The sequence below is a fragment of the Marinimicrobium sp. UBA4509 genome (assembly GCF_002388575.1).
GTDB lineage: Bacteria > Pseudomonadota > Gammaproteobacteria > Pseudomonadales > Cellvibrionaceae > Marinimicrobium > Marinimicrobium koreense.
Genome location: NZ_DGMV01000064.1, coordinates 26,760 through 39,096, shown reverse-complemented (window position 1 = coordinate 39,096; position 12,337 = coordinate 26,760). Strand labels below are relative to the sequence as shown.

At 57.7% G+C, this 12,337-nt stretch carries 9 protein-coding genes; 7 read left to right on the top strand and 2 right to left on the bottom strand.

All coding sequences use genetic code 11. The features are described 5' to 3' along the window. Window positions 1-37 precede the first annotated feature (37 nt). Window positions 38-922: an MBL fold metallo-hydrolase gene (locus B3520_RS12745; protein WP_286876193.1), complete on the bottom strand. Its 885-nt coding sequence runs from the start codon at window positions 920-922 to the stop codon at window positions 38-40. Window positions 923-1,086: 164 nt separating this feature from the next. Continuing rightward, entirely contained in the window at window positions 1,087-1,422 is a 336-nt protein-coding gene (locus B3520_RS12740; protein WP_286806993.1) for an ArsR/SmtB family transcription factor, read from the bottom strand. Window positions 1,423-1,663: 241 nt separating this feature from the next. Between B3520_RS12740 and B3520_RS12735 the strand changes: the two genes are divergently transcribed. From B3520_RS12735 to B3520_RS12705, 7 genes are all read left to right on the top strand, one after another. Beyond that, window positions 1,664-2,053 carry a response regulator gene (locus B3520_RS12735; protein ID WP_286806992.1) on the top strand — a complete coding sequence of 130 codons (390 nt, stop codon included), beginning with the start codon at window positions 1,664-1,666 and terminating at the stop codon, window positions 2,051-2,053. Beyond that, the gene (locus B3520_RS12730; protein ID WP_286806991.1) at window positions 2,046-3,701 is read left to right on the top strand and encodes a diguanylate cyclase; all 1,656 of its coding nucleotides are present in this window, start codon (window positions 2,046-2,048) and stop codon (window positions 3,699-3,701) included. Before B3520_RS12735 ends, B3520_RS12730 begins: the two co-directional genes overlap by 8 nt. 39 nt (window positions 3,702-3,740) lie before the next feature. Continuing rightward, a complete protein-coding gene (locus B3520_RS12725) occupies window positions 3,741-6,929 on the top strand; it encodes a PAS domain-containing protein (RefSeq protein ID WP_286876190.1) in 3,189 nt (1,062 codons plus the stop codon). Window positions 6,930-7,245: 316 nt separating this feature from the next. Beyond that, window positions 7,246-9,765 carry an efflux RND transporter permease subunit gene (locus tag B3520_RS12720; protein ID WP_286806988.1) on the top strand — a complete coding sequence of 840 codons (2,520 nt, stop codon included), beginning with the start codon at window positions 7,246-7,248 and terminating at the stop codon, window positions 9,763-9,765. Between the two features lie 20 nt (window positions 9,766-9,785). Further along, a complete protein-coding gene (locus B3520_RS12715; protein WP_286806987.1) occupies window positions 9,786-10,583 on the top strand; it encodes an outer membrane lipoprotein-sorting protein in 798 nt (265 codons plus the stop codon). A gap of 13 nt (window positions 10,584-10,596) precedes the next feature. After that, window positions 10,597-11,889 carry a hypothetical protein gene (locus B3520_RS12710; protein WP_286806985.1) on the top strand — a complete coding sequence of 431 codons (1,293 nt, stop codon included), beginning with the start codon at window positions 10,597-10,599 and terminating at the stop codon, window positions 11,887-11,889. Between the two features lie 39 nt (window positions 11,890-11,928). Continuing rightward, window positions 11,929-12,141: a YgaP family membrane protein gene (locus B3520_RS12705; protein WP_123637808.1), complete on the top strand. Its 213-nt coding sequence runs from the start codon at window positions 11,929-11,931 to the stop codon at window positions 12,139-12,141. The last annotated feature ends 196 nt before the right edge of the window (window positions 12,142-12,337 follow it).

Below are 12,337 nucleotides of genomic sequence, written 5' to 3'. Positions count from 1 at the left end.
CGGAGGCCGCATCCGCCGTCACCTCTCACACAACAATTTACGGCTTACCACACCCACTCAACGTATTGATCGGAATCTTGAAATACCGGGTACCGTTATCCTCCGCCGGCGGGAACTGGCCCGCCCGGACATTCAACTGCACCGATGGCAGAATCAACCGCGGCATTCCCAGGGTCGCATCTCGCTCCTCCCGCAGCTGCACAAATTCGTCTTCGCTTTTCCCCTCACCCACGTGGATATTGCCCTTGCGTTGGGCCCCCACGGTGGTTTCACACTGGTGGTCGCGCTCCTCACCCGGGTAGTCGTGGCACATGAACATCCGGTATTCATCCGGAAACTCCAGTAACTTCTTCACCGAGCGGTACATCCGGCGCGCATCACCGCCCGGAAAGTCACAGCGGGCCGTGCCCCGGTCCGGCATAAACAGGGTGTCGCCGACAAAGATCGCATCGCCAATCCGCCAGGCCATATCCGCCGGGGTGTGGCCGGGGGTGTAGATCACCTCCCCCTCCAGCTCGCCAAAAGTGAAGGTCTCCCCTTCGGCAAACAGTTTGTCGAACTGACTGCCATCGGGCAGGAATTCTTTCTCGAAGTTGAAGATCTTACGGAAGATTTCCTGCACTTGGACGATCTGATCTCCAATGGCCAGCTCGCCGCCGACCTGCTCGCGCACAAAGGGCGCGGCGGAAAGGTGATCCGCGTGGGCGTGGGTTTCAAAGATCCAGTCGACCGTCAGGTGTTTCTCGCGCACGAAATCCACCAGCCGCTGGGCGCCCTCGGTGCTGGTCTGGCCGGCCTTGGGGTCGTAGTCCAGCACCGGGTCAATCACTGCAGCGTGGCCGACTTCGTGGTCGTAGACCACGTAGCTGAAGGTTTCGGTATCCGGATCGAGAAAGGGTTCGACCAACGGTTGTTTGGGCATGGGGCCTCCGGTATTGGATGTTTGATGTTCGGATTGCGGCCGGGTGGCGTTGGGGCGGCGAGGCTTGGTTACGGCGGATGCAGCGTGGTTCGGTTACGGCGGATGCGGCCTGCGGCCTTATCCGCCCTACGCAACCTGTCGTGGTATCCGTTTGTAATCGCTACTTACGCCTCGGCCTGCTCGGGCATCAACCCCGGGCAATAAATGGACTGCAGCACCCGGATCACGCGCATGGCCTTGTCTCCCGCCAGGCGGTAATACACCGTCTGGGACTCCTTGCGGGTCGCCACCAGGCCCGCCCGACGCAGGTTGGCCAGGTGCTGGGACAGGGCCGACTGGCTGAGGGGAATGTGCTCGTTCAGCTCGCCCACGGACATCTCCCCGGCCCCCAGGGTGCAAAGCACCATCAACCGGTGCTCATTACTCATCTGTTTCAGCAGGTTGGCCGCGTCGCGGCTGTGGGCCTGCATCTCTTCCAGACCCGCGGTGAATGCGTTCATTCGGATTTCCGCCTCCGTATTGACAGTGACATCATAAAAACGCAATATCGACAAATTGTCAACATATCTAATTTAGCATATTCTAATTTATTGGTATTTGGCCTAACTTCGCTTGTCTGCAGGCCTAAAAACTCGCGTATGCCGTCGGGACGGGGCCGTCCAAACGAAGGCCTGGTCATTGGTGGATTACTGAATCGGAGTCTGCTAATTTAGAAATGAACCTTCAAATTGAGACCTGAGCATGCCCCCACTCGAGAAAGTCATGTATGTCGAGGACGACTCGGATATTCGTGAAATCGCCACCCTGGCGCTGCGCGATCTCGGGGGACTTGACGTTCTCGTCTGCGAGTCCGGCCAAGCGGCTCTGGCGAACGTCGATGCTTTTGAGCCCCAACTGCTGCTTCTGGATGTCATGATGCCTGAAATGGATGGCCCCGAGACCCTGGAAGCCTTGCGCCGTCAGGGGTCCATCAGCTCCGAGACCGCAGTGGCGTTCATGACGGCCAAAGTGCACCCAGAGGAGCTCGACCGCTATCGGAGCCTGGGTGTGAACGATGTCGTGCGCAAGCCCTTCGACCCCATGATACTGGCCGATGATGTCCGAGCGATTTGGGATCGAATTAATGGCTGACTTCTCCGACACCCAGGTTTTGAACTCCCGTCTGGACTCTTTGAAAGCCGCTTATCGTCAACGCCTTAAAAGAGAGCTGGCCGAGATTGAAAGCGTCATGGGCACTGCCAGACAAAACTCTCCAGAAAGCGATTCCATGCAGGCACTACACCACGCCCTGCACCGCTTGGCCGGGTCCGCCGGAACCTTCGGATTCCCACAGCTGGGACACCAGGCCAGAGCCCTGGAGCGACGGCTGGCGGACCACCTTGACGGAAAAAAAAGCCAGACCTCGGGGTTATCCACCACCCACTGGGCCGAGCTTCTTCAGAAGGCACTACGAGCGGATGAACGTGGTGAAAGCGCCCTGGGACTGGAGTCGCGTTCAACGAGTGACACCGACGGTCAACACCAGGTTTGGCTGCTGGAGAGAGACGCCATGTTGGCTGAGTATGTAGGTCAGCAGCTACAGAGTTTTGGCTTTGAAGTCAGACATTTGCGTGATGCCGCTGAGTTGAATCAGCGTGATGCCCCCACTCCCGACCTTCTGATCGTTGATCATCGCGCTTCTACTATTGAGGACTCTGAGACAGTCGGCTCAGATTACTGGAAGCCATTGTTGGCCGGTTTTCATTGTCCAATCATCTTTACCGGAGCGGAAGAGACATATCGCGCCAGACTTCAAGCAGTCCGCAGTGGCGCACGAGGCTATTTTGCCAAGCCATTGGACGTTCCCCAGCTTGCGGCGTATGCCGCTCGGCTACTGAAAATGAAAGACGGTGAGCCCGAGCGGGTTCTGATTGTTGAAGACGACGCGCCACTCGCTCAATACTGCCAGCACATTCTGGAGCACGCCGGAATGGAGGTGCGTTGGCTGAGTGAACCCGACAAACTGCTTCAGGTGGTCAGCGAGTTCGACCCGGAACTGATTCTTATGGATCTGTCCCTCCCTGATGTGTCGGGCGTTGAATTGGTGGCCGTGTTATCCCAATTCGAGCGCTGGGCCAACCTCCCCATTGTGTACCTGTCCGCTGAGTCGAACCCGCAAAAGCGCACCGAGGCCCTGATGACCGGTGGCGATGCATTTCTGGAAAAACCGGTCGATCCAAAGCTGCTTGTCAGCCTGAGCGAAAGCCGGGTCCGGCGCCTTCGGGAGTTGAAGCACGCGATGACGCGAGACGGCTTGACCGGCCTCATGACCCACGCCAGCATCAAAGAAGCCCTTGAGGCGGAATGGCAGGCCTCCAGAAGAACCGCAAGGCCGTTCAGTGTCGTGATGCTGGACATTGATCATTTTAAAGCGGTCAATGATCAATATGGTCACGCGGTAGGTGATTTGGTCATCAGCTCTGTAGGGACGTTTTTGCGGCAACACTTCCGGGCCACGGACCGCCTGGGTCGCTACGGGGGTGAAGAGTTCGCTCTGGTACTGCCGGGATGCACCGCCGAGAAAGCCGTTCAGTTAGTGGATGAGCTTCGCGAGGCATTTGCAGGGATACGGTTTTTTGGCAACGGTCGACATTTTTACTGTACGCTCTCTGCAGGCGTTACCGACAGCGACCAGTTTCCGGATGCACTGCCCGACACGCTGATCGAAAAAGCGGATCACGCACTGTACGACGCAAAAGATTCCGGCCGCAACCAAGTGTGTTTAGCCTTGTCCGATTGACCCACAACCCTCCGGGTTGGGTATAGAGCCATAACATCTATGAGTACATCCAGCACCCCCGTACTTGACCTCGAGCGGATCAACCGCATGGCGAGACAGCTCCTCGACATGCCGATTGCATTGATTTCACTGACGGATAATGGTCGACAACGGCTGGTATGCAGTGACGGACAAGCCCTTTCCGGCATACCAGAAGGTGACCGGATACTGGAGCACATACTTTGTGCCTCCGCCTCTGACCCGCTCACCGTCGAAGATGCGTCAGTCGATCCACAATTCAGAGATTCGCCGTGGGTGTCCGGAGAACCTTTTGTCCGTTTCGTCGCGGGTGCCGCGCTCCGGGATTCCGACGATCACCCGATTGGGACTTTATGCCTGCTCGATACTCGCCCCCGGTCAATTGATGCGGATCAGTACAACCAATTGAAGGACCTCGTGTCTCTGAGCGAAAACCTGATGCGGAGCGAAGCCCCCATCAGCGCTTCTCGCCTGGAGCTGGAGTCAGCGCTGGTAGACAGCGAGCGACAAGCCCGCCTGGTTATTGAAGGCACCGATGTGGGCACTTGGGAATGGAATGTACAAACGGGCGAAACGGTTTTCAATGAACGCTGGGCAGAAATCGTCGGCTATACATTGGCCGAGTTGGCGCCCATATCGATCGACACCTGGATGAGTCTTGCGCATCCGGACGATCTGGCCCAGTCCGAAGCGCTACTGAACGCCCACTTCCGTGGCGAGACGAGACATTATGACTGCAAGGCACGAATGCGTCATAAGCAAGGGCATTGGGTATGGGTGCACGACAGGGGGCAGGTCTTCGAATGGACGGCCGAGGGGGAACCTCTGCTGATGTATGGCACTCATGCCGACATCAGCCGGGACATTAAAGCCCAACAGACCATCGAAGAAAGTCTCGAAGAGTTCTCCTCCCTGATCGCCAACATGCCAGGGGTTGCCTACCGGTGCCGACACGACACCCCCTCGACTGTACTTTACGTCAACGATCAGGTCCAAACCCTCAGCGGCTACAAGGCCGAGGAGCTGATCAACAACACCGAAATCAATCTCACCACACTGATCCACCCCGACGATGTTGAGCGGGTTGCCCAAACCATCCAAAGCGCGGTCGATAACGACGAGGACTGGCACCTCGAGTACCGCATACGCCATCGCACCGGAGGCATTCACCATGTAGAGGAGCGCGGACGTGCGGTCGCAGGAAGCAGGTCAGAAAACAGAGTTCTTGAAGGGCTGATTGTCGACATTTCCCGCGAAAAAGAATCGCTCGCTCAATTGAACAAACACCACGAAGTATTGGTGCTTCTGAACGATATCGCTTTCAATACGCGAGAGACGGTCAACGACAAACTGTGTTACGCGCTCGCCAAGGCGAGACAGTTTCTCGGCATGGAGTTGGCTATTATCAGCAAGATCGAGAGTGACGTGTATACCGCTCGCTGGGTCGATGCCGAGCCGGACACCGGCATTCAGCCGGGACAGACCTTCAGCCTGGACGCCACCTGGTGTCAATTGCTCTTTTCCGGGGGAGAGACGGAACTGTTTCTTTCGGATGCCCCGAGCAGCCCATACGCCGAGCACCCGTGCTATCAGAGTCTACCCCTGGGCTCTTACATAGGCGTCACTTTGACGGTCGAAGGTGAATCCTTCGGCACTCTGAACTTCTCGTCGTCCAGCCAACGAGGAGAGGATTTTGACGAGACCGACCGTTTGTTCATTCGACTGCTCACGCGCTGGGTTTCAGACTTATTGGAAAGCGATACCGGGAATGAGCGATTGAACAAACTAATGGCCCAACTGCCCGGCATGGTATATCAGTATCGGCTTTTCCCGGATGGCAGATCGACCTTTCCGTTCAGCTCTCATCAGATCGAAAGCCTTTATGGTATCAGACCGGACCAGGCCGCCAGAGATGCCAGTTCCGTATTTGAGACCATTCACCCCGACGACCTGGAGGCAATCACACAAACCATAGAGGCGTCGAACCACTCCCTCAAAACCTGGCAGGGAACCTATCGGGTGAAAACGCGAGATAACCATTATCGGTGGATTGCGGGACAGGCGCGCCCAGAGCGTCTAAGTGACGGCAGCACCCTTTGGCACGGCTACCTGCACGATATTCACGATCAAGAGCTGGCGCGACAGGCACTTGAGCGAAATGAAACCCGGTTCCGCAGCCTGTTTGAGTTCGCCCCCATCGGCATGGCGTTAAACGACTACAAAACCGGTCGCTTCATTGATCTGAACGATGCGCTGATCAAACCCACCGGCTACACCCGCGAAGAATTTGTTCAGTTGAGTTACTGGCAGATCACCCCCGAGGAATACGCTGAAGACGAACAGAGGGCACTGAACGATCTGAAAACCCAGGGACGGTATGGCCCTTTCGAGAAGGAGTACATCCGCAAGGATGGTAGTCGCTACCCGGTAAAACTGCAGGGCATGCTCAGCCAGGATCCGGACGGACGGCCTGTAATCTGGTCCTTGATCGAAGACATCAGCGAACGGCGCCGACTGGAGCGAATGAAGGATCAATTCATCGCCACGGTCAGCCATGAACTTCGCACTCCCCTGACGTCGATCAAGGGATCGCTTGGCCTGCTGGCCGGAGGCGCTTTGGGCTCGATGTCAGATAGAGCCGCAAAGATGCTTCATACCGCTCAACGAAACGCAGACCGTTTGTCCTCACTGATCAATGACCTACTGGATATGGAGAAACTCGTCGCAGGGAAAATGCCGATGAATTTCGAGCAGCAGACTGTCGGCCCACTCCTGGATGAAGCCATCGACTCGATGACCAGCTACGGAGCACAGCACGACGTTCAATTGGTAGCGCCAGATAGCTGGCCAGAGGTACAAGTCAACGTCGATGGCACGCGCCTGATGCAGGCACTGAACAACCTGATCTCTAATGCGATCAAATTTTCTCCCGAGGGGGGTGCCGTGGAAATTTCGGTCGCACCGCAAGCGAACGTTATTGAAATTCGCGTGCGGGACTCGGGTCCCGGTATTGCGCCAGACTTTCGCAGCGAATTGTTCAAGCGGTTCTCTCAGGCCGATGGTAGCGACCGACGGAAGCTGCCCGGTACCGGGCTGGGGTTGGCAATCACCCGCGAGATCAGCCGCCAACTGGGTGGCGAAGTCGGCTATCGGGATGGACCTCAGGGGGGTAGCGAATTCTTTATCACCCTACCTCGATTGAACGACTGACCCAGCCCTTCAGTGCCATCATACCGCCAGGTCGCCTTGGTGGATGACGCGGCTTCACCGCTTATCCACCCTACCTGACCGACCTACCTCGAACACCTCTCCGGGTCTTTTGGGCCCCATGCCATTGGCTCGCAGGTACTTCCTGCGTGACACTCACCGTCTTTTCATTAAAAAATTATAATTTAGATATTTCTAATTTATAGAATCAATCGATATCCCCGTGACAACCCTTTCAAGCTTTAGTATATTTATTAGATATTTCTAATTTAGATAACTCTCAACACTATTGCTATTGCTCGCTACTGGAGATTCATTGATGGCCCGACGCTTGCTAAATCTGGCGCTTAACCACCGCAAGGCGGTATTTTGGGGGCTGGGCCTTTTGACCCTGGCGTTCAGCGCCCTGCTGCCGCTGATTCAGATCGACACGGACCCGGAGAACATGCTACCGACGGACAACCCCGCCCGGGTATTTCACAACGAAGTGAAGGAGCGCTTCGATATGCACGACACCATTGTGGTGGGCGTGGTGAACGAGCAATCCGTGTACAACCCGCAAACCCTGGCCAACCTGCACAGCCTGAGTGAGTTTGCCGAAGGGCTGGACGGGGTAATTGCCCCGGATCTGATGTCCCTGTCGAATGTCGACAACATTACCCAGGAAGGCGCGGGCACTCTGCGTTTTGAGTGGATGATGCGCGAGCCACCGGACACTCAGGCACAGGCCCGGACCATCCGCGAGAACGTGGAAGACCTGCCGCTGTTGTTCAACACCCTGGTGTCAGAGGACGGCAAGGCGGCCGCCATCTACGTGCCGATTGAAGACAAGAACCAGAGCTACGCGATTGGTCGGGAGCTGCAGTCCCACATTGATGGCTTTGAGGCCGGGGACGATTGGCACATCACCGGTCTGCCCATCGCCGAGGACCGCTTCGGCTATGAAATGTTTGTTCAGATGGGCATTTCCGCCCCCTTGGCAGGCCTGGTGATCTTCATCCTGTTGTGGGTGTTTTTCCGCAACATCCCTTTTATTGTGGCACCGATGATCGTCTCCGTGAGCACGGTATTGATCACCATGGGCGCCTTGATCGGGGCCGGTTTTACCGTTCATATCATGTCTTCCATGATCGCCATTTTCCTGATGCCCATCGCCGTGGTGGATTCGGTGCACATCATGTCCGAGTTTGCCGACCGCTACCGCAAGGGCAGCAGTGTGCGCCAGGTCGTTACCGAAGTGATGGGCCATCTGTTCACGCCGATGCTGTTCACCTCGGTCACTTCATCTATCGGTTTCCTGTCATTGATGCTGACCCCCATTCCGCCGGTGCAGATTTTCGGCTTTTTTGTGGGCCTGGGCATCATGCTGGCCTTTCTTTCCACCATCATTTTCATTCCGGCCTATCTGGTGAGTCTGAACCCCGCCACCCTGGATCGCATGGTGGATAAATTGCCGGCCGAAGATCGTTCCCTGGTGGCCCGTGTACTGCCGCCCCTGGGCAAACTGGCCCGTTCCCACGCCAAACTCTGGACGGTCGGCTTTGTTGCCCTCTTTGCGGTGTCGGTGTGGGGAATCACCCAGATCCAGATCAACGACAATCCGGTTCGCTGGTTCAAGTCCGACCACGAGCTGCGCATTGCCGACCGGGTGCTGAACGATCACTTCGCGGGTACCTACGATGCCTTTATGGTATTCCAGTCCAGCAGTGACGCGGTCGACAAGGCCCAGTCCGCGCTGACCGATGCAAGCACCAACGAGTCACTGAGCGAAGCGACCCGCACATGGTTGAAGGACCAGACACTGGACAGCCCCGAGTCTCTGTCCGACCTGATTCTGGCCCTGGACGATCGTCTGTTCGAGGTGGGCGGTGAAGATGCCGACGCCCTGGAAGCACTGATGAACCAACTCGAACAACTCGACAGCCAGAGCCAGGCGTTTTTGCAGCCGGAGAATCTGGAATATATCCAGCAGCTCGAGCAACACCTGGCCAGCACCGGCCTGGTGGGCAAGAGCAACAGTCTGGCCGACGTGGTGAAAACCGTGAACCGCGAGCTGCGCTCCGGCGAAGCGGAGGATTATCGCTTGCCTGACTCCGCCGATGCCGTGGCCCAGACGCTGCTGCAATATCAGTCCTCCCACCGTCCCCAGGATCTGTGGCACTTCGTCACGCCGGATTACCGCGAATCCCTGGTGTGGCTGCAACTGACCAGCGGTGACAACCAGGATATGACCGCGGTGGTGGAGTCGGTAGACCAGTACTTGCAGGACAACCCATTGCCCGCAGGTCTTAATCTCGAATGGGCCGGCAAGTCCTACCTCAATGTGGTCTGGCAGGCGGAAATGGTCGAGGGCATGGTAGGCAGTCTGATCAGCGCCTTTGTGATCGTACTGATCATCATGATGCTGCTGTTCCGCTCCGTGGCCTTCGGCATTGTCGCCATGCTGCCCCTCACCCTGACCATCACCGGGATCTACGGCCTGATCGGCTGGGTGGGCAAGGATTACGACATGCCCATAGCCGTGCTCTCGGCGCTGACCCTGGGGCTGTCCATCGACTTCGCGATTCATTTTGTGGAGCGCACCCGGGCCTATTTCCGCGAAACCGGCGACTGGTCGAAGACCATGCAGCTCATGTTCCTGGAGCCGGGCCGGGCCATTACCCGCAACGCCATTGTGATTGCCGTGGGCTTTACCCCGCTGCTGGTGGCACCACTGGTGCCCTACATCACCGTGGGCTTTTTCCTGGCCACCATCATGGCGCTGTCCGCCCTGGTGACCCTGATCCTGCTGCCCACGGTCATGACCCTGCTGCAACGCTGGTTGTTTCGCGCATCCTAACCAATTGAATGGAGAACCTGATGATGAACATCAAAACTGTATTGGCAACCGCGGCCCTGACGCTGTTCGCCGTAGGCGCTCAGGCCGATGAAGCCTTGACCGATCCGCGCGAGATTGTGCGCAAAGCCGAACGCGTCGCGTTTTACTCCGGTGACGACGGTCGCAGCGAAGCGCGCATGCTGATCACCGACAACCAGGGCCGGCGGCAGGTCCGCCAGTTCACTATCCTGCGCAAAACCCGGGATGACAATCAGACCCAGGACATGATGGTTTTCTTCTCCCGCCCGGCGGACGTGCGCAACACCGTCTTCCGGGTGATCAAGCGCACCGAAACGGACGATGATCGCTGGCTGTATCTGCCCGGGCTGGACCTGGTCAAGCGCATCTCGGCGGGCGACAAGCGCACCTCCTTTGTGGGCTCGCATTTCTTCTATGAAGATGTCTCCGGCCGCTCCACCGATCTGGATGACTATGAGCTGCTGGAAACCACCGACGAACACTACCGCCTGCGCGGCACCGCCAAGGACCCGAGCGAGGTCGAGTTCAGCCACTACGAAGTCACCATCGATCGGGAGACTCTGCTGCCGGTGGGCACCGACTACTACAACGACCGGGGCGAGGTGTATCGCCAGATGGAAGTGAAAAAGATTGAAACCATCGAAGGCTATCCGACGGTGGTGCACTCGATCATGCGCGATCTGGACACCGGCGGTGAGACCGAAATGCAGTTCCGCAACGTGCGCTACGACCTGGGCATTCCGGAGAACATTTTCTCCGAGCGCAGCCTGCGCAACCCGCCCACTGACTGGTTGAACTGAAGGAGCCTCATTCATGCGTTGGACGTCGCTTGCGATCAGGTCACTGCTGGTCAGCCCCTTGCTCTTGAGCGGTCCGTTGCTGGCACAGACCGACGACGGTTGGGATGACTGGGAAACCGGCGACTGGGAAGAAGAGGCCGGCCCGGCGTTCCCGCTCTATGGCTTTATCGAGCTGGGCGCGGGTTCGCGCCTGGACCGCAGTCCCCATCACGACCGGCTGAGTCTGGGGGAAGCCCGGGCCCGGTTGGAAACCGACGGCTCGACGAGCCGGTTTCAGTACACCGTCAAGGGTGACCTGGTCTATGACGAGGTGCTCGGCGAATGGGACGCCCAGGCACGCGAGCTGACCGTCAGTAACGGCATCGGCGATCACCTGGATGCGAAGCTGGGCCGTCAGGTGATGACCTGGGGCACCGGGGATTATGTGTTTCTGAATGATCTGTTTGCCAAAGACTGGCAGGCATTTTTTATCGGTCGGGACGATGAATACCTCAAGGCGCCGCAGGATGCGCTGCGTCTGTCCGGCTACTTTGACCGCGGCAATATCGAGCTGGCCTGGACACCGGAGTTCGAACCCGATGTCTACCCGCGCGGCGAACGCCTGTCGGTATTCAATCCCATGGAGGACCAGATCATCGGCGAAGCCCAGGCCTTTGTGGCCGACACTCCGGATGACGATGAACTCGCCCTGCGCGTCTATCGCAACATCGGTTCCACCGAGTGGGCCCTGTATGGCTACGACGGTTTCCACAAGAGCCCCACGGCTTTGAGTTCGGATGGTCAGCCCACCTTCTCGCGCCTGCGCGCCTTGGGCGGCTCGGTTCGCCTGCCCCTGGGCCCGGGACTGTTCAATGCCGAGGTGTCGCACCACGACAGTCTCGACGACCCGAGCGGCACGGACCCGCGAACACCCAACAGTCAGTGGCGCGCCCTGGTTGGCTACGAGAAAGAACTGTTGACCCGTCTGACCGGCAGCCTGCAACTGTACCTCGAGCACACCCAGAACCATGACGAGTTGGTGCTTAACAGCCCGAATCCCGAATGGGAGGCGGAGCAGAACCGCACTCTGGTCACCACCCGACTGACCTGGCGGGATGCCCGGGACACGATGACCCTGTCCCTGTTCGCGTTCTACTCCCCCAGCGATGAGGATGGCCATGTGCGTCCGCGGTTCGATTATCGCTTTGACGACAATCTGAGCCTGAGTACCGGTTTTAACCTATTCTTCGGAGAGGAAACCCACAGTTTCTTCGGGCAATTCGAAGACAACAACAACGCGTATGCACGCATTCGATACGCGTTTTAATCAACGGCTTTAACAACGCAAGCAAACGAGGAAATTACCATGAGTCTTGAACGTGCTGTCACCGCTTTCGCCGGTTTTATGATCCTGCTGTCCGTTGCTCTGACCTACTGGGCTCACCCCGGTTTTGTCTGGCTGACGGTCTTTGTGGGCGCCAATCTGTTTCAGCAGTCCTTTACCGGATTCTGTCCGGCGGCGTCGTTTATGCGTAAGGTGTTTGGGTTGAAGACCGAGGCGGAACTGGCGAGGTTATAGACATTTCGGCGGATACAGCGTGGCTTGGTTACGGCGGATGCGGCCTGCGGCCTTATCCGCCCTACGCGAGCTGCCGTGGTTTACGTAGGGCGGATCGGTCCGACGTATCGGAGCGAAGCGCATCCGCCGTTCCCCACGCACAACGACCGAAACATGCGTAGGGCGGATAAGCGCGAAGCGCGCATCCGCCGTAACC

Bases quoted from the DNA above. Each gene is read 5' to 3' on its own strand.
- B3520_RS12715 (WP_286806987.1), top strand. From the start codon at position 9,786: ATGATGAACATCAAAACTGTATTGGCAACCGCGGCCCTGACGCTGTTC.
- B3520_RS12735 (WP_286806992.1), top strand. From the start codon at position 1,664: ATGCCCCCACTCGAGAAAGTCATGTATGTCGAGGACGACTCGGATATT.
- B3520_RS12710 (WP_286806985.1), top strand. From the start codon at position 10,597: ATGCGTTGGACGTCGCTTGCGATCAGGTCACTGCTGGTCAGCCCCTTG.
- B3520_RS12705 (WP_123637808.1), top strand. From the start codon at position 11,929: ATGAGTCTTGAACGTGCTGTCACCGCTTTCGCCGGTTTTATGATCCTG.
- B3520_RS12745 (WP_286876193.1), bottom strand. From the start codon at position 922: ATGCCCAAACAACCGTTGGTCGAACCCTTTCTCGATCCGGATACCGAA.
- B3520_RS12720 (WP_286806988.1), top strand. From the start codon at position 7,246: ATGGCCCGACGCTTGCTAAATCTGGCGCTTAACCACCGCAAGGCGGTA.
- B3520_RS12725 (WP_286876190.1), top strand. From the start codon at position 3,741: ATGAGTACATCCAGCACCCCCGTACTTGACCTCGAGCGGATCAACCGC.
- B3520_RS12740 (WP_286806993.1), bottom strand. From the start codon at position 1,422: ATGAACGCATTCACCGCGGGTCTGGAAGAGATGCAGGCCCACAGCCGC.
- B3520_RS12730 (WP_286806991.1), top strand. From the start codon at position 2,046: ATGGCTGACTTCTCCGACACCCAGGTTTTGAACTCCCGTCTGGACTCT.